The organism is Rhizobium leguminosarum, assembly GCF_004123835.1.
GTDB lineage: Bacteria > Pseudomonadota > Alphaproteobacteria > Rhizobiales > Rhizobiaceae > Rhizobium > Rhizobium leguminosarum_M.
This window is the reverse complement of sequence record NZ_MZMU01000003.1, coordinates 37,946-56,877: the sequence shown is the minus strand read 5'-3', so window position 1 is coordinate 56,877 and position 18,932 is coordinate 37,946. Positions and strand designations below refer to the sequence as shown.

Annotated in this window: 20 protein-coding genes; 8 read left to right on the top strand and 12 right to left on the bottom strand. The window is 62.4% G+C overall.

Going from position 1 to position 18,932, the window contains the following annotated elements; genetic code table 11:
- Positions 1-15 precede the first annotated feature (15 nt).
- Positions 16-924: a LysR family transcriptional regulator gene (locus B5P46_RS03940; RefSeq protein ID WP_129417583.1), complete on the bottom strand. Its 909-nt coding sequence runs from the start codon at positions 922-924 to the stop codon at positions 16-18.
- A gap of 129 nt (positions 925-1,053) precedes the next feature.
- Here B5P46_RS03940 and B5P46_RS03935 point away from each other — a divergent pair, with 129 nt between their 5' ends.
- Both B5P46_RS03935 and B5P46_RS03930 read left to right on the top strand, forming a co-directional pair.
- A complete protein-coding gene (locus B5P46_RS03935) occupies positions 1,054-2,049 on the top strand; it encodes an aldo/keto reductase (protein ID WP_129417582.1) in 996 nt (331 codons plus the stop codon).
- A gap of 92 nt (positions 2,050-2,141) precedes the next feature.
- On the top strand, positions 2,142-2,501 hold the full coding sequence (locus tag B5P46_RS03930; RefSeq protein WP_129417581.1) for a nuclear transport factor 2 family protein: 360 nt from the start codon (positions 2,142-2,144) through the stop codon (positions 2,499-2,501).
- A gap of 54 nt (positions 2,502-2,555) precedes the next feature.
- Here the strand turns inward: B5P46_RS03930 and pheT are convergent, their stop codons facing one another.
- The 5 genes from pheT to infC form a co-directional block, all read right to left on the bottom strand.
- Positions 2,556-4,979 (bottom strand): phenylalanine--tRNA ligase subunit beta, encoded by a 2,424-nt coding sequence (pheT, locus tag B5P46_RS03925; protein WP_129417580.1) that lies wholly within the window; start codon positions 4,977-4,979, stop codon positions 2,556-2,558.
- Between the two features lie 16 nt (positions 4,980-4,995).
- Positions 4,996-6,078 (bottom strand): phenylalanine--tRNA ligase subunit alpha, encoded by a 1,083-nt coding sequence (gene pheS / locus B5P46_RS03920; protein ID WP_129417579.1) that lies wholly within the window; start codon positions 6,076-6,078, stop codon positions 4,996-4,998.
- Positions 6,079-6,228: 150 nt separating this feature from the next.
- Positions 6,229-6,633 (bottom strand): 50S ribosomal protein L20, encoded by a 405-nt coding sequence (gene rplT, locus B5P46_RS03915; protein WP_003544622.1) that lies wholly within the window; start codon positions 6,631-6,633, stop codon positions 6,229-6,231.
- A 38-nt stretch (positions 6,634-6,671) separates the two neighbouring features.
- Positions 6,672-6,875 carry a 50S ribosomal protein L35 gene (gene rpmI / locus B5P46_RS03910; protein ID WP_003544621.1) on the bottom strand — a complete coding sequence of 68 codons (204 nt, stop codon included), beginning with the start codon at positions 6,873-6,875 and terminating at the stop codon, positions 6,672-6,674.
- Between the two features lie 325 nt (positions 6,876-7,200).
- Positions 7,201-7,737, bottom strand: a complete 537-nt coding sequence (gene infC, locus B5P46_RS03900; protein WP_075225634.1) for a translation initiation factor IF-3 — start codon at positions 7,735-7,737, stop codon at positions 7,201-7,203.
- 178 nt (positions 7,738-7,915) lie between these two features.
- Between infC and B5P46_RS03895 the strand changes: the two genes are divergently transcribed.
- Together B5P46_RS03895 and B5P46_RS03890 are read left to right on the top strand one after the other, a co-directional pair.
- On the top strand, positions 7,916-8,740 hold the full coding sequence (locus tag B5P46_RS03895) for an alpha/beta hydrolase (RefSeq protein ID WP_129417577.1): 825 nt from the start codon (positions 7,916-7,918) through the stop codon (positions 8,738-8,740).
- 165 nt (positions 8,741-8,905) lie between these two features.
- Positions 8,906-9,505 (top strand): transglutaminase-like cysteine peptidase, encoded by a 600-nt coding sequence (locus B5P46_RS03890; protein WP_129417576.1) that lies wholly within the window; start codon positions 8,906-8,908, stop codon positions 9,503-9,505.
- Positions 9,506-10,093: 588 nt separating this feature from the next.
- Here B5P46_RS03890 and mbfA read toward each other — a convergent pair.
- Positions 10,094-11,077 carry an iron exporter MbfA gene (gene mbfA / locus B5P46_RS03885; RefSeq protein WP_129417575.1) on the bottom strand — a complete coding sequence of 328 codons (984 nt, stop codon included), beginning with the start codon at positions 11,075-11,077 and terminating at the stop codon, positions 10,094-10,096.
- A 170-nt stretch (positions 11,078-11,247) separates the two neighbouring features.
- Between mbfA and B5P46_RS03880 the strand changes: the two genes are divergently transcribed.
- On the top strand, positions 11,248-11,715 hold the full coding sequence (locus B5P46_RS03880) for a group III truncated hemoglobin (protein WP_129417574.1): 468 nt from the start codon (positions 11,248-11,250) through the stop codon (positions 11,713-11,715).
- Positions 11,716-11,717: 2 nt separating this feature from the next.
- On the opposite strand, the gene B5P46_RS03875 is transcribed toward B5P46_RS03880, so the two are convergent.
- The 3 genes from B5P46_RS03875 to B5P46_RS03865 form a co-directional block, all read right to left on the bottom strand.
- A complete protein-coding gene (locus B5P46_RS03875) occupies positions 11,718-12,629 on the bottom strand; it encodes an EamA family transporter (RefSeq protein ID WP_129417573.1) in 912 nt (303 codons plus the stop codon).
- A gap of 72 nt (positions 12,630-12,701) precedes the next feature.
- Positions 12,702-13,277: a recombination regulator RecX gene (recX, locus tag B5P46_RS03870; protein ID WP_129417572.1), complete on the bottom strand. Its 576-nt coding sequence runs from the start codon at positions 13,275-13,277 to the stop codon at positions 12,702-12,704.
- 9 nt (positions 13,278-13,286) lie between these two features.
- Positions 13,287-14,312 (bottom strand): histone deacetylase family protein, encoded by a 1,026-nt coding sequence (locus B5P46_RS03865; protein WP_129417571.1) that lies wholly within the window; start codon positions 14,310-14,312, stop codon positions 13,287-13,289.
- 133 nt (positions 14,313-14,445) lie between these two features.
- Here B5P46_RS03865 and B5P46_RS03860 point away from each other — a divergent pair, with 133 nt between their 5' ends.
- Complete coding sequence (locus tag B5P46_RS03860; RefSeq protein WP_129417570.1) at positions 14,446-15,057, top strand: HAD-IA family hydrolase; 612 nt, start codon at positions 14,446-14,448, stop codon at positions 15,055-15,057.
- A 15-nt stretch (positions 15,058-15,072) separates the two neighbouring features.
- Here B5P46_RS03860 and B5P46_RS03855 read toward each other — a convergent pair whose 3' ends face one another.
- Positions 15,073-15,591: a GNAT family N-acetyltransferase gene (locus tag B5P46_RS03855; protein WP_129417569.1), complete on the bottom strand. Its 519-nt coding sequence runs from the start codon at positions 15,589-15,591 to the stop codon at positions 15,073-15,075.
- 24 nt (positions 15,592-15,615) lie between these two features.
- Positions 15,616-16,182, bottom strand: coding sequence for a helix-turn-helix domain-containing protein (locus B5P46_RS03850; protein ID WP_129417568.1), 567 nt, complete (start codon positions 16,180-16,182; stop codon positions 15,616-15,618).
- A 138-nt stretch (positions 16,183-16,320) separates the two neighbouring features.
- Between B5P46_RS03850 and tenA the strand changes: the two genes are divergently transcribed.
- Together tenA and lepA are read left to right on the top strand one after the other, a co-directional pair.
- A complete protein-coding gene (gene tenA, locus B5P46_RS03845; protein ID WP_129417567.1) occupies positions 16,321-17,019 on the top strand; it encodes a thiaminase II in 699 nt (232 codons plus the stop codon).
- A 76-nt stretch (positions 17,020-17,095) separates the two neighbouring features.
- The gene (gene lepA / locus B5P46_RS03840) at positions 17,096-18,928 is read left to right on the top strand and encodes a translation elongation factor 4 (protein WP_129417566.1); all 1,833 of its coding nucleotides are present in this window, start codon (positions 17,096-17,098) and stop codon (positions 18,926-18,928) included.
- Positions 18,929-18,932: the final 4 nt, after the last annotated feature.

Genomic DNA, 18,932 nt, shown 5'->3' with positions numbered 1-18,932 from the left:
GGCCTGTCCCCATTCCTACCGGCCGCCCGTATCCTGCTCGCTGTATCTAAAGAAATCGATGAAGGCGCGTAGCGCCGGCCGCATCTGCCGCCGGGTGGGATAATAGAGAAACGGCCCGGAATAGGGTGCGCACCAATCCTCCAGCACCCGCACCAACTTGCCGCTCGCCAGTTCGGCGTAAACGCGCATGTCGAAGAGATAGGCAAGGCCCGCGCCGTTCATCGCCGCAAGCAGGGCCAGCCGGTCCTCGCTGACGATCAGCGGCCCGTCGACCGAAACGACCAGTTCCTGCCCGTCCTTTTCGAACTCCCAGCGATAGATCGAGCCATTGGTAAAGCGCCGCTTGATGCAGCGGTGATGGACGAGATCGCGCGGATGCTCGGGTTTCGGATGACGCTCGAAATATTCGGGCGAAGCAGCGATCACCGTCGTCAGATTGGGCGAGACCCTGACTGCGATCATATCGGCTTCCAGGCTCTCCTCCAGCCGGATACCGGCATCGAAACCCTCCTTGACGATATCGGTGAAGCCGTCCTCATTGGCGATCTCCAGTGTGATATCGGGATAGAGGTTGAGAAACTCGCCGAGGCGCGGGGCGAGCAGCAGATCGGAGGCGAAGCGCGGCGCGGTGATGCGCAGGTTTCCGGCCGGTTTGCCGCGCGTATCGCGGACGGCCTCCAAGGCAATATCGATCTCCTCGAGTGCGGGACGAAGTCTTTCAAGCAGCAGCCGGCCCTCCTCCGTCGGCGCGACGCTGCGGGTGGTGCGCGCCAGAAGCCGCACTCCCAGACTTTCCTCGAGGCTCGATATCGCATGGCTGACGGCAGACGGCGCGACGAGGAGTTCCTTCGCCGCCGCCCGGAAGCTGCGATGCTCCGAGACAGCGGCGAGAACGGCGAGTTGCGAGAGCTGTGTTCTGTTCATTGATCGAAATGATAGAACAACCTGTTAGAAACTGCATGTATTTTCTGATTGATGCGACAGCGATATGGTCCGCCGGTACCGCAAACAACCGATCAAGCGGTTCAAAATCAGCTCAAAAAGGAGCGCATCATGAAAACCCGGAAACTCGGAAACGATCTGACCGTCTCTGCCGTCGGTCTTGGCTGCATGGGCATGAGCTTTGCCTATGGCGCCAGCGACGAGGCGGAATCGATCAAGACACTGCATCGCGCCATCGATCTCGGCGTGACCTTCTTCGACACCGCCGAAGTCTATGGTCCCTTTACCAACGAGGTTCTTCTTGGCAAAGCGCTGAAGCCGTTCCGCGACCGCGTGGTGATCGCCACCAAATTCGGCTTCAAGATCGATGCCAGCAAGCCGGGTACTGCCGCCATCGCCGGCGTCGACAGCCGCCCCGAGCATGTGCGTGGGGTGGCCGAGGCCTCGCTGAAACGCCTCGGCATCGAAACCATCGACCTCTTCTACCAGCACCGGGTCGATCCCAACGTGCCGATCGAGGAAACGGTCGGCGTCATGGCAGAGCTGGTGAAGGAAGGGAAAGTCCGGGCGCTCGGGCTTTCAGAAGCCGGCAGCGCCACCATTCGCCGCGCCCATGCGGTCCATCCGATCGCAGCCCTGCAGAGTGAATATTCGCTCTGGACGCGCGATCCCGAAGAGGAGGTGCTTGCCACCTGCCGCGAACTCGGCATCGGCTTCGTGCCTTACAGCCCGCTTGGGCGCGGCTTCCTGACCGGGGCGATCCGCAAGGCGGAGGATCTCGACGCGGACGATTTCCGCCGACAGGTGCCGCGTTTCCAGGCGGAAAACTTCGACGCCAATGCCGCCCTCGTCGCGACTCTCGAGCGGCTTGCCGCCGAGAAAGGCGTGACGGCAGCACAGCTGGCGCTCGCCTGGGTGTTGAACCAGGGCGACGACATCGTGCCGATCCCCGGCGCCCGCAAGCTTCACCATCTCGAACAGAATGCGGCCGCTGCCGATATCGTGCTGAGCCCGGCGGAACTCGAGCAGCTCAGCGAAGCGATCCCCGCCGGGCAGGTTGCCGGCAAGCGCTATTCGGACGCCTCGCTTGCTATGACGAACATCTGAACCTGAAAAAGCCCGGTCGGCCACAACCGGCCGGGCTTGCCTTCGGGGCCGGCGAAACTATCTAACGCCATCTCGAAGAACGGGATGAAAATATGTCGGACAGGCAGGCAGTCGAACAGACGGTTCATCTCTATGTCGAAGGCATGGCCTTCGCCAATGAGGCAGCCTTGAAAAAGGCCTTTCACCCGAAAAGCTCGATCATCGGCCATTACGAAAATGCCGTCGAATGGCTGACGCGGGACGAGTTCATCGCCGCGATCCTGGCGGAGGAGCCGGCGCCACCCGGCACGCAGCCCTACATGGACATTCAGAGCGTCGATGTCGAAGGCGAAGCGGCAAGCGTCAAGGTCACCGACGACTTTGCCGGAATGCGCTTTACCGATTATCTCTCGCTGCTGAAGATCGACGGCCGCTGGACGATCGTGAGCAAACTCTTCCATCTGCACCTGTGAAAAGACCGGCCGCTATTCGCGACCGGTCCATGACTTGACGATGTTGGGTGAAGCTCAGCTTCTGAGGACACCGCCGGTGAATTTCGTGACGCTGGCGACGATCTTCTGCGTCAGCGCCTCGAAATCCTCGTCCGTCAGCGTGCGTTCGACCGGCTGGATCTGCACCTCGATCGCCACCGATTTCTTGCCGTCGCCAACCGATGCGCCCTCGAAGATGTCGAAGACATTGACGCCGGTCACCAGCTTGCGGTCGGCGCCGGTCGCGGCCTTGACGATCGCGCCGGCTTCCACCGTCTTGTCGACGACGAAGGCGAAGTCGCGCCGCACCACCTGGAAGGGCGACAGCTCGAGCGCCGGCTTGGTGCGCGTCGCCTTGCGCTTGGCTTCCGGCATGGCGTCGACATAGACTTCGAAGCCGCAGAGAGCGCCGGAGACATCAAGCGATTCCAGCGTCAGCGGATGGAATTCGCCGAAATAGCCGAGCACGACCTTCGGCCCCATCTTGATCGTGCCGGAGCGGCCGGGATGATACCATTCCGGCCCGCCCTGCTCGATCTGGATATTGCCCATCGGCAGGCCGCAGGCTTCGATGACGGCAAGCGCGTCGGCCTTGGCGTCGAAGACGTCGACTGGCTTGCCGCCGCCCTTGGCGGGGTTCGACCAGGCGCGACCGGCGCCGGCAAGCGAGGCCGTCCCGCGGCGAATGCCGCCGGCCACGCGGCGCTGACCCTCAGGCCTGTCGTTCTCATAAGTGCCGGAGACCTCGAAGAGCGCGACGTCACCATAACCCTTGTCGGCATTGCGCTGGGCTGCGGTCAGCAGGCCCGGCAGAAGCGACGGGCGCATATCCGACATTTCGGCGGCGATCGGGTTGGCAAGCTTGAGCGTCGGCGAACCGCCGCCGAACAGCTTTGCCTGGTCTTCCGGAATGAAAGACCAGGTGACGGCTTCGAGCATGCCGCGCGCGGCGAGCGCCCGCTTGGCGAGGCGGCTGCGGATCTGCAGCGTCGTCAGGATCTTGCCGTTGACGGCCGCATGGCTTTCAAGCGGCGCCGGCTTGATATTGTCGACGCCGTGAATGCGCATGACCTCCTCGACGAGATCGGCCTTGCCGTCGACATCGGGACGCCAGGAGGGGACGGCGACGGAGACGCGCTCGCCGGAACCGGAGATGGTGAAGCCGAGGCGCGTCAAAATCGTGTTGCTTTCCTCATTCGAGACGTCGAGGCCCGTCAGACGCTTGACCTCCGAATAGGGGAAATCGACGGTCTTTGGTTCGTAACCCTGGTAGCCGACGATCTCGGCCTTGGCCGCCTTGCCGCCGCAAAGCTCCAGCACCAGTTCGGTCGTGCGTTCGAGGCCGGGGACCATATATTCCGGATCGGCGCCGCGTTCGAAGCGGTAGCGGGCATCGGTGATGATGCCGAGGCTGCGGCCTGATTTGGCGATGTTCATCGGATCCCACAGGGCGGATTCAATCAGCACGTCGACGGTGTTCTCGTCGCAGCCGGAATGTTCGCCGCCCATGATGCCGCCGATCGATTCGATGCCGTTTTCATCGGAGATGACGACGTTGTTCGGCGACAGCTTGTATTCGCGCTGGTCGAGCGCCAGCACCGTCTCGCCTTCGGCGGCACGGCGGACGGTCAGGTTGCCGTTGATCTTGGCGGCATCGAAGACGTGGATCGGCCGTCCCTGATCGAAGGTCATGTAGTTGGTGACATCGACAAGCGCATTGATGGGGCGCAGGCCGATGGCGATCAGCCGCTGCTGCATCCAGCGCGGGCTCGGGCCGTTCCTGACGCCCCGCACGAGGCGCAGCGCAAAACCCGGGCAGAGTTTTTGATCGTCGAGATCGAGCATCAGCTTCACCGGCGTCTCGCCCTCGACGGCGAAGGACGGGGCGGGCCGCGTCTTCAGCGTGCCGAGGCCGGAGGCAGCAAGATCGCGCGCGATGCCGTGGATCGAGGTGCAATCCGGCCGGTTGGGCGTCAGGTTGATCTCGATGAGGGGATCGTCGAGATGAGCATAAGCGGCATAACTCTGGCCGACCGGCGCATCCTCCGGGAGATCGATGATGCCGTCGTGACTGTCGGAGATCTGCAGCTCCTTTTCGGAGCACATCATGCCATGGCTTTCGACGCCGCGGATATTGCCGACGGCCAGCGTCACGTCGATACCGGGAACATAGGTTCCGGGCGCCGCGAAGGCGCCGACGAGACCGGCGCGCGCATTCGGGGCGCCGCAGACCACCTGGACCGGTGCGCCGGACCCGGTGTCGACCATCAGCACCTTCAGGCGATCGGCCTGCGGATGTTTTTCCGCCGAGACGACCCTGGCGATGACGAAGGGCTTGAACGCCGCCTTGTCGTCGACATCCTCGACCTCCAGCCCAATCTCGGTGAGGCGCGTGCAGATTTCATCGAGGCCGGCATCCGTTTCCAGATGCTCTTTCAGCCAGGAGAGCGTGAATTTCATCGTCCCAATTCTCCGTTCAAGCGCTGAGGCCGCCGAACAGCGTCGGCATGTCGAGGGGGCGGAAGCCGTAATGCGTCATCCAGCGGACGTCGGCGTTGAAGAAGTCCCGCAGGTCGGGCATGCCGTATTTCAGCATGGCGATGCGGTCGAGGCCCATGCCCCAGGCAAAGCCCTGATATTCGTCCGGATCGAGCCCGCCGTAACGCAGCACATTCGGGTGGACCATGCCGCAGCCGAGGATTTCCATCCAGTCGGTGCCCTCGCCGAACTTGACGATCGGGCCGGAGCGGTCGCACTGGATATCGACCTCGAAAGAGGGCTCGGTGAAAGGGAAGAAGGACGGGCGAAAACGCATCGTCACGCTGTCGACCTCGAAGAAGGTCTTGCAGAATTCTTCCAGCACCCAGCGGAGGTTGGCGACATTGGCCTTCTTGTCGACGACCAGGCCTTCGACCTGATGGAACATCGGCGAATGCGTGGCGTCCGAGTCCTGGCGGTAGGTCTTGCCGGGAATGATGATGCGGATCGGCGGTGTCTGCGCTTCCATGGTGCGCACCTGCACCGGCGAGGTATGGGTGCGCAGCACCTTGCGCTCGCCATTCTCATCCGGGTTGAAGAAGAAGGTGTCGTGCATCTCGCGGGCCGGATGGCCTTCGGGGAAATTCAGCGCGGTGAAATTGTAATAATCGGTCTCGATGTCGGGACCTTCGGCGATCGAAAAACCCATGTCGGCGAAGATCGCGGTGATCTCGTCGACGATCTGGCTGATCGGATGGATGCGGCCGCGCTCGGCCGACGAAGAGCGCACCGGCAGGCTGACGTCGACCGTCTCGGCCTTCAGCCGCGCATCGATTGCCGCTTGCCGCAGCGTCGCCTTGCGGGCGGTGAGCGCCTCGGTCACCGCGTTCTTCAGAACGTTGATCGCAGCACCCTTGCTCTGGCGCTCTTCGGGCGTCATGGCGCCGAGCGTCTTCAACAGTTCGGAGACGGAGCCCTTCTTGCCAAGGGCGGAAACGCGCACGGCTTCCAGCGCCGTCTCGTCATCGGCGGCGGCGATTTCGGCGAGCAGCGATGCATTGAGCTGGTCGATATCTGACATTGTCACTTCTTTCCGTCCAGTATCAGGCGGGCGATCGGGAGGCAGGCGGCGCCGGCCGGCGCCAGGAATATAAAGAAAGAAAAACCCGCGCTAGCCCAAACCAGCGCGGGTTTCCCAAAATCATAAATTCAAAAGCTTGGGAAGCGCTGGTTACTTGACCGCGCCTTCAAACTCGTTCGCCGTGCCGGCTTCCTTGAGGTATTCAAGAGCCTTCTTGGCAGCACTGACCAGCGCGCCGAATGCTTCCGGCTCGTGGATCGCCATGTCGGAGAGAACCTTGCGGTCGACTTCGATGCCGGCCTTGTTCAGGCCGTCGATGAAGCGGCCGTAGGTCAGGCCGAATTCACGCACAGCGGCGTTGATGCGCTGGATCCAAAGCGCACGGAAGTTGCGCTTGTTGACCTTGCGGTCGCGGTAGGCGTACTGCTTCGAACGATCGACAGCAGCCTTGGCGGTACGGATGGTGTTCTTGCGGCGGCCGTAAAAGCCCTTTGCTGCCTTCAGAACCTTCTTGTGCTTGGCATGAGACGTGACGCCTCTTTTTACACGTGCCATATCATGATCTCCTTAAATCTAGCGTTCGCGGACGAGTCTCAGAGACCGTTCGGCAGGTAATTCTTGATAACCTTGCGGCCATCCGGTTCTGCGAGAACCATGGTGCCACGTGCATCGCGAATGAACTTGTTGGAACGCTTGATCATGCCATGGCGCTTGCCGGCAGCGGCAGCCTTGACCTTGCCGGTTGCGGTGATCTTGAACCGCTTCTTGGCAGAGGACTTCGTCTTCATCTTGGGCATTTTGCTACTCCTTCTGTCCTCCCTGCGCGCTTTATCAAAAAAGCCCTCCTGCGAAGTCCGGTTCTCCGGCCGTCGCAACAAGGTGCGGGAGCGTTTGTTGTTGATCTGCGGCATCGGCGACGAACCGTTCCGCAAGCATTCGAAACTGCCACGGCATGCCCTGCCGGTCAGTTCGGACGGGCGCTTATAACCGCAGCGTCATGAAAGTGCAACGGGGCGGCGGAGGAATCTTCGCGCCTCCCAAAATACAACGGCGCAAAGCAAAATGGCAGAAAGCACAAAAGCCGCCCTTGCGGACGGCCTTGGGCGAAAAACTGCCTGGCGCTTATTTCGGCGCCAGCACCATCATCATCTGGCGGCCTTCGAGCTTGGGTTCGGCTTCGACCTTGGCGAACTCGATCGTATCGGCCTTGACCTGCTGCAGAAGCTTCATGCCGAGTTCCTGGTGGGCCATTTCACGGCCGCGGAACTTCAGCGTCACCTTGACCTTGTCGCCTTCGTCGAAGAAGCGACCCATCGCCTTCATCTTCACCTCATAATCATGAGTGTCGATGTTCGGGCGCATCTTGATTTCTTTGACTTCGACGATCTTCTGCTTCTTGCGCGCCTCGGCAGCCTTCTTCTGGTTGGCATATTTCAGCTTGCCCAGATCGAGGATCTTGCACACCGGCGGCTCGACATTTGGGGAAATTTCGACGAGATCGAGGCCGGCTTCTTCCGCCATTCTCAAGGCCTGGTCGGTAGGCACGACGCCCATATTCTCACCGTCAGCCCCGATCAGCTGAACTTTGGGAATGCGGATTTCACGGTTCGAGCGCGGTCCGTCCTTCACGGGCGCGTCGGTTTTAAAAGGTCTGCGAATGGTCGTATTCTCCTCGCGTTGTTTCGGAACGTTGCAGCATCGCGCTCCCAATCAGGGGTGCACAAACGTGTCGCGTCATCGCTGCAACGGAGTCAATATCATCCTTTAGCGGAAAAATCACCCGCTGTCAGCCTGCCAAGAATCTGTTTTATAGGCCAAAACAACAGGAGTTTCGCCGATGTCCGATCAGATGTCCAATGCCCAGCCGCAGTTCCTGACGGTCGGCGAGGGTGAGGCGGCGCGTGAGATCGCCATGCTCGTCCGGCCGGCGCAGGCGGGCAATGGCGCACCGGCACTGGTCTGGCTGTCCGGCTACCGCTCCGACATGAGCGGCACCAAGGCGGTGGAACTCGACGGGCTGGCGGCGGAACTTGGGCTCGCCTGCATCCGCCTGGACTATTCCGGCCACGGACTTTCCGGCGGCAGCTTCGGCGACGGCACGATCTCGCGCTGGCTGGAGGAGGCACTTGCCGTCATCCGCCATGTCGCGCCCGATCGGGTTATCCTTGTCGGCTCGTCGATGGGCGGATGGATCGCGCTCAGGCTGGCGCAGGAGCTTGCGCGGCAGGGCGGCGTGACGCTCGCAGGGATGGTGCTGATCGCGCCCGCCCCCGATTTCACTTCCGAGCTGATCGAGCCGAACCTCAAGGCCAAGGAGCGCAAATCGCTGGCCGAGCGCGGTTATTTCGAAGAGCGTTCGCAATACAGCCCGGAACCCAACATCTATACGCGGGCGCTGATCGAGGACGGCCGAAAGAACCGGGTGCTCGACGGCATCATCGAAACCGGCTGCCCGGTGCACATTCTCCAGGGCATGAAAGACGCCGACGTGCCGCATGCGCATGCGATGAAACTGGTCGAACATCTTCCCGCCGACGACGTTGTGCTGACCTTCATTCGCGACGGCGACCATCGCCTTTCCCGCCCCGGCGATATCGCGCTTCTCCTGAGTGCCGTCAAAGGCATCATCCGTTCATCAACAAATAGGCAGATGCCCGTTTGAGCGGCAGAGGCGGATAAATTCGCCTGATGCAAGTCCCCCAACCCGTTGCATTTTAACCATATCGGCGGGTCGTAAGGTTCTCCCAAGAAGTAACGATTGACTCTTTTGGGCCCTCTCCATTAACACTTTGTTAATAAATAAGGGCGATGCAAGGAAAGAGCGGGCGTGCGGATCAAGGGTATCTTTGTGGCCATGATGGCCATGTTTGCGATGGCGACGGCCGCCATACCAGCCCCCAGCAGAAATGCTTCCATGGTGACAGGCAATGCCACCTCACAGCCGATCGGGCACTACGATTTCTGTCAGACCCACCGCAGTGAATGCGGCGCAAACCGCAACGCGGGCCCGGTCGCCATGAACCCGGGGAAGTGGTCGCTCGTGCGTTCGGTCAACGCCGCTGTCAACCGCACGATCACGCCGATGACCGACAAGGAAATCTACGGTAGGGATGAGGTCTGGGCCTATCCGACCACCGCCGGCGACTGCGAGGATTTCGCGCTGCTGAAGCGCCGCATGCTGATCCAGCGCGGCTTTCCGGCTGCCGACCTGCTGATGACCGTCGTGCGCAAGCCGGATGGCGAAGGCCATGCCGTGCTGACGCTGCGCACGGCCGAGGGCGATTTCGTGCTCGACAACCTCGCCTCCGACGTCAAGCCATGGTTCGGGACCCCCTATTCCTTCGTCAAGCGCCAGTCGAGCTACAATGCCGGCCGCTGGGTCACCATCGAGAACGGCCGCGACGTCCTGGTCGGCGCGCTACGGTAAGGGTTGCAATAGAGAATGTGGAAAGGGCCGGCTGTTTGCCGGCCTTTTTCGTTTTGCCGGGTGGTTCTTTATACAGGGAGGGCTGTCTTTCGCTTACGCTCAAGGCGTTCGTCGCTTCCGCTCCTCACCCCCCTCATCTGCCCTGACGGGCATCTTCTCCCCGCTGGGGAGAAGGGGGAGCAATCCGCGCGGGTGTCATTCCCAAACCAATGTCGCAAGGGAGCGAGGCGCCGCCACGAGTCCCCTTCTCCCCAGCGGGGAGAAGATGCCGGCAGGCAGATGAGGGGGGTGAGCGGCGAAGCCGCGAATGCACTGAGCGCAAGCGAAGTGCAAGAATGCAGTCGTGCCGCCTCTTGAGCCTTCGCAAACGCGGCCGGGGCCAAATAGTTTGCCGTCTCCCGGCCCTTCGCTTTGGGCTCAGGGCGTTCGTCGCTGCAATCGATTCACTGGATCGATTGCTCGGGCTATGCCCGACCGGCTTGATGCCGAGGATGACGCACCGTCTCCCGGCCCTTCGCTTTGGCTCAGGGCGTTCGTTGCTGCAATCGATTCACTGGATCGATTGCTCGGGCTGCGCCCGACCGCTCCTCACCCATTCCCGATCAGGATACCGGCGCCGAGCACCAGGCCGCCGCCCAGCACCACCTGGAAGGCGGCGCGCAGGAAGGGGGTTTCCATGTAGCGGTTCTGGATGAAGGCGATTGCCCAGAGTTCGAAGAAGACGACGATGGCGGCGGTGATCGTCGCTGTCCAGAAATGCGGGATCAGATAGGGCAGTGCGTGGCCGAGGCCGCCGAGCGCGGTCATGATGCCGCAGGCAAGGCCGCGCTTGACCGGCGAGCCTCTGCCGGAGATCTTGCCGTCGTCATGGGCGGCCTCGGTGAAACCCATCGAGATGCCGGCGCCGACGGAGGCTGAAAGGCCGACGAGGAAGGTCTGCCAGGTATCCTGCGTGGCGAAGGCGGCGGCGAAGATCGGCGCCAGGGTCGAGACCGAGCCGTCCATCAGTCCGGCAAGACCCGGCTGCACATAGGTCAGCACGAATTGCCGATGCACCGTCGCGTCCTCGTCGTGCTTGACATCTGCGGGCGTATGTTTGTCGCCCAGCATGCGGGCGATATCCTCATGCCCCTGTTCGGCAAGCGCGAGATCGCCGAGAAGCTCACGGGTCGAGGCGTCCGAGGTCCGTTTTGCCGCCTCGACATAGAAACGATAGGCCTGCTCCTCCATCGCCTCGGTTTCCTGCCGCATCGCATCCAGCGAAAGGTTTGCCCTGAGCCAGTCGGGCTTGCGCTCGTAGAAGCCCTGCACATGCTCGCGCCGGATCAGCGGGATGCGCTCGCCGAAACGCTGGCGATGAATCTCGATCAGCGACTTGCGATGCGTATCCTCGACTTCGGCCATATCCTCGAAGACCTTGGCCGAGGCCGGAAATTCGCGGCGCAGCCTGTCGGCATAGGCGAGATAGATGCGGGCATCGTCTTCCTCGGAGGCGATCCCAAGGGCAAGGATCTCCTGCTCGGACAGCGACTCGAAAGATCGTTTCGAGGATCTGAAAAACCGCGCCAGCATGACTTTCTCCAAATTTTAGAATTATTCTAAATCTAAAGAAGCTGGCAGTGACGGTCAAGTGAATGGGGAGGCAAGCTGACAGATTGCCGCAAGCAACACGGGTGACTTTGGCTCGCCGCCATAAACACCTATATGGAGGCTGCCGCATCACGCGGCGCCGGGGTTTTGGAATGGACAATGACATTCAGGGCCGCCCCGCCCATGTCGCGGCGATCCGCGAAAGGGCGGAGGCCGAAATGCAGGCGATGGGCGTCGACGAGGCCTTCATCGACAGGCTGGTCGAGACCTTTTACGGGCGCGTGCTAACGCATCCCGATCTCGGCCCGGTGTTTGACGCGAAACTATCCGGCCGCTGGCCGGAGCATATGGCGAAGATGAAGAGCTTCTGGTCGGCCGTCGCCTTCCGCAGCGGCGCCTATGGCGGCAAGCCGGTGCAGGCGCATACGAGTGTCCAGAATCTGACGCCCGATCTCTTTCCGAAGTGGCTGTCGCTTTTTGCCGCGACGCTCGACGATATCGCCCCGTCGCCGGAGGCCAAGGCCTGGTTCATGGCGACGGCGGAACGGATCGCCAAGAGCCTGACGCTGTCGCTGTTCTACAATCCGGCGCTCGACGATCCCGCGCGCAAACCCGCCTGATCTCAGGCCCTTTCCGCCGAGGCGGTGGCGCCGGCGCTGGCCGCCACCACGAGCGCCGTACCCAGCATCTGCAGCGCGGTCATCGGCTGGGCGAGGATCAGAAAACCGGCGAGAGCACCGAGCGCCGGTTCGAGGCTCATCAGGATGCCGAAGGATGCCGACGGCATGCGCCGCAGCGCCACCATCTCCAGCGCATAGGGCAAAAGCGGCACGAGGATGGCAAGGCCGAGAACCTCCGCCAGTCCCTCCACCGTGAAGGCGCCCCCTGTCTCGGCCAGACCGAAGGGTGTCGCGACGAGGCCGGCAACGATCAGCGACATCGAGAGACCTTCCAGCCCCTTGAAGGCAGCGCCGACCTTCTTCGTCAGCAGGATATAGACCGCCCATCCCACAGCCGAGCCGAGGGCGAAGAGGACGCCTGAAGAATTGCCGACCCAGCCTTCGCCGTCATGGGCGAGGAAGAGAATGCCGGCCGCAGCGATCAACGGCCAGGTAAGCCGCCAGCTCAGGCCATAGCCGAAGACGGCGACCGAGAGCGGCCCGAGGAAGTCGATGGCGATCGCCAAGCCGAGCGGCAGCCGCTGGATCGCCGCGAAGAAGCACAGTGTCATGGCAGCCGTCGTCGTGCCGAGCAGCAACGTCGCCCGCCATTGGGCGCCGTTATAGCGCAGCACCGAAGGCCTGACGACGGCGGCAAGGATGATCGCCGCGAAAGCAAGCCGCAGCCACGTGGCGCCGGCAACGCCATAGGTGGCAATGGCTGACGAAGACAGTGCCGCGCCGAACTGGATCGACGACATCGACATCAGGCACATGGCGACACCGGCCGCCAAGCCGCCCGAAGTCGGCGATACGCCCGGCTGCGCGATCAAGGCTGCGCCGTCCGTCCCCGTCTCGATATTCTTGATGTCCATGTGGCCCCCGATCCTGGCGCGGTTTTAGGCCGAAGACGGGTGAGAACCAAATTCAAACTTTTCATGCCGGGATCAAGAGCGCTGATGCTGAGGCGCCAAAGATCGGCCGGCGAAGATGACCTCTTCAGCGTCTTCGAAGCTCATTTCGAAGACCTTCCTGCCGATGTCGAAGCTGAAGCCGTTGCGGGCAAAAGCCGAAAGCTCTTTCGCCTTTCGCTTTTCGTCGAACTCGACCCGGCGGAAGGGACCGAAAGCGCGCTTGCGGGCAAAAATCGCTGCGGCATAGAGATCGTCAGCCTCCTCAAGTGCCACTTCGACCTTGTCGCTGGAGACGCCCTTGGCAGCAAGCTTCTGGGCGATCGCGCGCTTCGATTTACCGCCGCGCACGGCAGAGCGCGTGCTGATCTCGGCATAGGCGTGATCGTCGAGCACCTTGTTGTCATAGGCAAATTTGACGGCGAAATCGGCAACGGCCTTGAGTTGTGCCGCGCTGATCCCCTCGAATTTCTCCTTCGCCTTGCGGGTGATGGCGTCAAACAGCTGCTTTTCCGTCATCATCCGCCGCTCCAGGCGATAGACGGTGGAGTTGCGCGCCCAGCTCAGCATGCGGGATGTCGGAATGTCGGATGGAACGGTCTCGTCGGTCATCGGCAGTGATCAGGCTTCCAGACCCTTGAGGACATTGGCGACGTTGAGGCCGATCTCCGGCACGCCGTAGCCGCCCTCCATGCAGGCGAGCACCGGTAGGCCGACGGAAGCGATCATCGCGCCCATGCGGGTGAAATCGTCGGAGGTGAGGCTGAAGAAGGAGATCGGGTCGCGCTCGAAGGTATCGACGCCGAGTGCCACGACGATCGCCTCGGCGCCGAAGGTCTTGATGCGGGCGAGCGCATCGGCAAGGGCCGAAGACCAGACATGCCAAGGCGTGCCCGGCGGCATCGGATAGTTGCGGTTGCTACCTTCGCCCTCTCCCTCGCCTTTCTCGTCGGCATGGCCGAGGAAATAGGGAAAGGCATGCATGGGATCGCCGTGCAGCGAGGCGGTGAAGACATCGCCGCAGTGATAGAAGAGATCCTGCGTGCCATTGCCATGGTGGAAGTCGACATCCAGCACCGCGACTTTGCTCGCACCATGGTCGAGCAGCCGCTGCGCGGCGACACCTGAATTGTTGATGAAGCAATAGCCGCCGAAGAGATCGATGCCGGCATGGTGGCCGGGCGGGCGGCAGAGCGCGAAGGCGAAACGATTGCCTGCTGCCAGCCAGTCGGCGCCGGTGACGGCACAGCGCATGGAAGCGACCGCCGCCTCGTAGGACCCCTTGGTGATCGAGGTATCGGCGGCATTGGCATAGTGGCCGATCGCGCCGACGATATTTTCGGGCACGCGCTGGCTGGTGCGGCGAACGGCGAAGGAATTGGCGATCGCCTCGCCGGTGAAACCGGCCGCCACCCAGCGGTCCCAGACGGTGGCGAGGAAATCCAGATAGGCGGGATCATGCACTTTTCGAGCCGTTTCCAACCCGTGCGCATCAGGCGCCACGACATCGGTAAAACCCGCCTCCTTGACCGCCGCGAGGATCCATTCGGCACGGAACGGCGCCTCGAAGGGCGTCACCAGTTGGCCGGCGTGCAGCTCGGTCCTGGCATCGCGCAGCTTGTGATCTTCGGAATAGATGACGCGCATTTCAAATCCTGCCCTTGATTGACAATGGAGATTTACACGGCTCGGCCCTGACAAAAAAGCGGCGCGGGCCCTTGATCGTCTGGAATAACGACGCCACCTTCGCCGGTGTTTTGAGAACGAGGAAATTTCCCGCATGAAAGTGCTGATGGTCGATGTCGACGGCGTGCTCATTCATGGTCGCCCGGTGGACGGCCTGCCTCTCTTCACCTATCTGGAGCGCGATCTCGGCCTGCGTGTCGACCTGCTGCAGCAGGAATTCTTCCAAACTCACTGGCGCGATATCATCATCGGCCGCGAGGCGCTGGAGCCGAAGCTCGCCGGCGTTCTCGCAAAGATCGCGCCTCACCTCAGCGCCGAAACACTGATCGATTACTGGTTCGAAAACGATTCCCGCCTCGATCTCGATCTGCTGGAAGAGCTCGCTGCTCTCAGGCAAAGCGGCATGACTCTCTTGCTGGCGACCAACCAGGAGCATAGGCGGGCACACTACCTGATGGAGCAGATCGGCCTTAACGCGCATTTCGACGACATCATCTATTCTGCCGCACTCGGGCACAGCAAGCCTTCTCCCGATTTCTTCCGGCTGGCAACCGAGCGGGCCGGCGTGCTGCCCGGCGAGATCGCCTTCATCGACGATATGGCGGTGAATATCGAAGCGGCGCGGCAATTCGGCTGGAATGCGGCGCAATGGACGGCGGGCGCGACGCTTGGCGGCGCGCTTCCGGTCTTCGCCAGGCCGGCATGAGCGGGGCCGGCGCAATCAGGCGAGCCGTTTGTAGAACAGGGTGGTGGCGCAGAAACCGCCTTCCGGCCACAGCGCATAATCGGGGATGACGCCGACGCGCTGCCAGCCCAGGCGCAGATAGATCGCCTCGGCATCGCTGCCGGTTGCCGTGTCAAGCACGAGCAGGGACTTGCCGCGGCTTGCCGCCTCGCGCTCGGCGGCATCCATCAGCAGCCGGGCGAGCCCCTTGCCGCGGGCGGAGCGGTGCACCAGCAGCTTCTTCAGATCGCCGCGATGCGGCTGGTTCGGCATCTGCGCCGCACCCACCTGCACCGTGCCGACGATCCTGCCGTCGAGTTCAGCGACCAACAGCAAGTTGCCGCCGGTGGCAACGGCATCGGCGACATCGCGCCAATAGGACTCGGCATCCTCGGGCCCATAGGGCTGCATGAAGCCGACGGAGGCACCGCCCGCGACGCAATCGACAAGCACTTGCGAAAGGGCGGGAATGGCGGCGCGGGCCTCCTCGGCGGAAAGGGTACGAATAGCAGGCATGCTGTTCTCCTGAAATGAAAGCTGTTATCGGCTGCCGCGATCGAGCACGACGCAATAACGCGCCGGAGCGTTGCCGGGGTTGTGGAAGACATGGCCCTCGCCGACCGGCATGAACAGGCAATCGCCCGGGCGCAGCCGGTAGACGATCTCAGCCGCCGTCATCTCCAGTTCGCCGTCGAACAGCCAGATATGCTGCGTCATGCCATGGGCGCTCGCATGTGGGGGAAAGCTGACACGGGCGCCGGCCGGGGATTCGACCTCGACGATATCGACATCGGAAGCCGTGCCCGGGGGTGAAACAGACCGTCTGATATAACCGGTCTCCGGATCGCGCCAGACCTGCTGTTCCTGCCGGCGGGCGAGCGGCGATGCCTGCCCCTCTTCCGCGAAGAAGGCCGACAGCGACAGGCCGAGCGCAGCGCAGATCCTTGCCAGCAGCGAGGCGGTCGGGCTCGCCTCCGCCCGCTCGATGCGCGAGATCATCGCCCGGCTGACGCCGGAGGCCGCAGCAAGATCATCGAGCGTCAGAGCCTTTTCCTGCCGCAGCGTGCGGATGCGGATGCCGATCGCCTCTTCGAGTTCCGGTTCCATTTTTCCGTCTACCGATTCCACTATAAGAGAAATACATTATCCGATGATGGAATCAAGTGCCGACGAAAAGCGGCCAAACGCGCCTTGCTTTCGCCGCTGCTCCGTCCATATATGGCGGCGTAATCCGAGGAGAGAGTGATGGACGCAAGCACGCAGAGCACGGAACTGACGGAAAGCTTCACGGCAGCCGCCTGGGACAGGATCGCGCCGATCATGGCTGAAATCGAGGCCTTGCCGCTGCTGCAGCGCCTTTCGGACGGCACGCTGCCGCCCGAGGTTTTCCGGCATTACATCCTGCAGGATGCGCTCTACCTCAAGCATTATGCACGATGCCTGGCGATCGTCGCGGCCAAGGCGCCCGACAATGCGCAGGTCCTGCGCTTCCTCGGCTCGGCGCAGAAGGCGATCACCGTCGAGCAGGGCCTGCATGCCGGCTTCCTCACCCAGTTCGGCATCACGTCTGCGGATGTCGCATCCGCCGAACCCTCGCCTGCCGGCTTTGCCTATACGAACTTCCTGCTCGCCACCGCCTATCACAGCTCCTACGCGGTGGCGCTGTCCTCCATCCTTCCCTGCTTCTGGATCTACTGGCACGTCGGCGAAGCGATCAAGAACCGGCCGGCAATCGAGGGCAATGCCTTCCAGGCCTGGATCAACACCTATGGCGATCCGCAATTTGCCGCCGGTGCCCGCGAGGTGATCGCGCTGACCGACATCGCCGCCCGCGCCGCGTCACCGGTGGAGCGGGCTCAGATGACCGATGTCTTCGTGCGCGCCTCGCAATATGAATGGATGTTCTGGGATTCGGCCTGGCGGCTGGAGACGTGGCCGGTCTGATACGCGTCCGACACAGGACGAAATAGCGTAAACAGCGGGATAATTACCGCTTTGCGGCAGGGGGCGGCGCTGCTATATGGCGCGCATGAGCACCAATTCCACCACTCCGCTGTCCCATATCCGCAACTTTTCGATCGTGGCCCATATCGACCACGGCAAATCGACGCTGGCCGACCGCCTGATCCAGACGACGGGCGGCCTTGCCGAGCGCGAAATGTCCGAGCAGGTGCTCGACAATATGGATATCGAGCGCGAGCGCGGCATCACCATCAAGGCCCAGACCGTGCGCCTGCACTACCAGGCGAACAACGGCGAGAAATACATTCTCAACCTGATCGACACGCCCGGCCACGTCGACTTCGCCTACGAAGTCTCGCGGTCGCTGTCGGCCTGCGAGGGCTCGCTACTCGTCGTCGATGCCAGCCAGGGCGTCGAAGCGCAGACGCTCGCCAACGTCTACCAGGCAATCGACAACAACCACGAGATCGTCACCGTCCTCAACAAGATCGACCTGCCGGCGGCCGAACCCGACCGCATCAAGGAACAGATCGAGGAAGTGATCGGCATCGACGCTTCGGAGGCGGTGCTGATTTCGGCGAAGACCGGCCTCGGCATTCCCGATGTGCTGGAAGCGATCGTCCACAAGCTGCCGGCGCCGAAGAGCCCCGGCGGCGAAAAGGCGCCGCTGAAGGCGCTGCTCGTCGACAGCTGGTACGACGCCTATCTCGGCGTCATGGTTCTGGTCCGCGTCATCGATGGCGTGCTGACCAAGGGCCAGACGGTGCGGATGATGGGTACCGATGCGAAATACCAGGTGGAGCGCGTCGGCGTGCTGACGCCGAAGATGGTCAATATCGACAGCCTCGGCCCCGGCGAGATCGGCTTCATCACTGCCTCGATCAAGGAAGTGGCCGATACCCGCGTCGGCGATACGATCACCGAGGACAAGCGGCCGACGGCCCAGGCGCTGCCGGGCTTCAAGCCGGCCCAGCCGGTGGTGTTCTGCGGCCTCTTCCCGGTCGATGCCGCCGATTTCGAGGATCTGCGCGCCGCCATGGGCAAGCTTCGCCTCAACGACGCCTCCTTTTCGTTCGAAATGGAATCGTCGGCGGCACTCGGCTTCGGTTTCCGCTGCGGCTTCCTCGGCCTGCTGCATCTCGAAATCATCCAGGAACGGCTGGAGCGCGAGTTCGACCTCGACCTCATCGCCACAGCACCCTCCGTCGTCTACAAGATGTACATGACCGACGGCACGGAGCGTGAGCTGCACAATCCGGCCGACATGCCCGATGTCGTCAAGATCTCGGAAATCCACGAGCCCTGGATCCGCGCGACGATCCTGACGCCCGACGATTATCTCGGCAGCATCCTGAAGCTCTGCCAGGACCGGCGCGGCATCCAGATCGAGCTTACCTATGTCGGCACGCGTGCGATGCTGACCTACGACCTGCCGCTCAACGAAGTCGTGTTCGATTTCTACGACCGGCTGAAGTCGATCTCGAAGGGCTATGCCTCCTTCGACTACACGCTGAGCGACCACCGCGAGGGCAACCTGGTGAAGATGTCGATCCTCGTCAACGGTGAACCGGTCGACGCGCTGTCGATGATGGTGCACCGGACGGCGGCCGAAAAGCGCGGCCGCGACATGTGCGAGAAGCTTAAGGAGCTGATCCCCAAGCACATGTTCAAGATCCCGATCCAGGCGGCGATCGGCGGCAACGTCATTGCCCGCGAGACGATCTCGGCACTGCGCAAGGACGTGACCGCGAAATGCTACGGCGGCGACGCCACCCGCAAGCGCAAGCTGCTTGACAAGCAGAAGGCCGGCAAGAAGCGCATGCGCCAGTTCGGCAAGGTGGAGATTCCCCAGGAAGCCTTCATCGCGGCGTTGAAGATGGGCGACGAATAACGCC

Bases quoted from the DNA above. Each gene is read 5' to 3' on its own strand.
- B5P46_RS03940 (WP_129417583.1), bottom strand. From the start codon at position 924: ATGAACAGAACACAGCTCTCGCAACTCGCCGTTCTCGCCGCTGTCTCG.
- B5P46_RS03935 (WP_129417582.1), top strand. From the start codon at position 1,054: ATGAAAACCCGGAAACTCGGAAACGATCTGACCGTCTCTGCCGTCGGT.
- B5P46_RS03930 (WP_129417581.1), top strand. From the start codon at position 2,142: ATGTCGGACAGGCAGGCAGTCGAACAGACGGTTCATCTCTATGTCGAA.
- pheT (WP_129417580.1), bottom strand. From the start codon at position 4,979: ATGAAATTCACGCTCTCCTGGCTGAAAGAGCATCTGGAAACGGATGCC.
- pheS (WP_129417579.1), bottom strand. From the start codon at position 6,078: ATGTCAGATATCGACCAGCTCAATGCATCGCTGCTCGCCGAAATCGCC.
- rplT (WP_003544622.1), bottom strand. From the start codon at position 6,633: ATGGCACGTGTAAAAAGAGGCGTCACGTCTCATGCCAAGCACAAGAAG.
- rpmI (WP_003544621.1), bottom strand. From the start codon at position 6,875: ATGCCCAAGATGAAGACGAAGTCCTCTGCCAAGAAGCGGTTCAAGATC.
- B5P46_RS03895 (WP_129417577.1), top strand. From the start codon at position 7,916: ATGTCCGATCAGATGTCCAATGCCCAGCCGCAGTTCCTGACGGTCGGC.
- mbfA (WP_129417575.1), bottom strand. From the start codon at position 11,077: ATGCTGGCGCGGTTTTTCAGATCCTCGAAACGATCTTTCGAGTCGCTG.
- B5P46_RS03880 (WP_129417574.1), top strand. From the start codon at position 11,248: ATGGACAATGACATTCAGGGCCGCCCCGCCCATGTCGCGGCGATCCGC.
- B5P46_RS03875 (WP_129417573.1), bottom strand. From the start codon at position 12,629: ATGGACATCAAGAATATCGAGACGGGGACGGACGGCGCAGCCTTGATC.
- recX (WP_129417572.1), bottom strand. From the start codon at position 13,277: ATGACCGACGAGACCGTTCCATCCGACATTCCGACATCCCGCATGCTG.
- B5P46_RS03865 (WP_129417571.1), bottom strand. From the start codon at position 14,312: ATGCGCGTCATCTATTCCGAAGATCACAAGCTGCGCGATGCCAGGACC.
- B5P46_RS03860 (WP_129417570.1), top strand. From the start codon at position 14,446: ATGAAAGTGCTGATGGTCGATGTCGACGGCGTGCTCATTCATGGTCGC.
- B5P46_RS03855 (WP_129417569.1), bottom strand. From the start codon at position 15,591: ATGCCTGCTATTCGTACCCTTTCCGCCGAGGAGGCCCGCGCCGCCATT.
- B5P46_RS03850 (WP_129417568.1), bottom strand. From the start codon at position 16,182: ATGGAACCGGAACTCGAAGAGGCGATCGGCATCCGCATCCGCACGCTG.
- tenA (WP_129417567.1), top strand. From the start codon at position 16,321: ATGGACGCAAGCACGCAGAGCACGGAACTGACGGAAAGCTTCACGGCA.
- lepA (WP_129417566.1), top strand. From the start codon at position 17,096: ATGGCGCGCATGAGCACCAATTCCACCACTCCGCTGTCCCATATCCGC.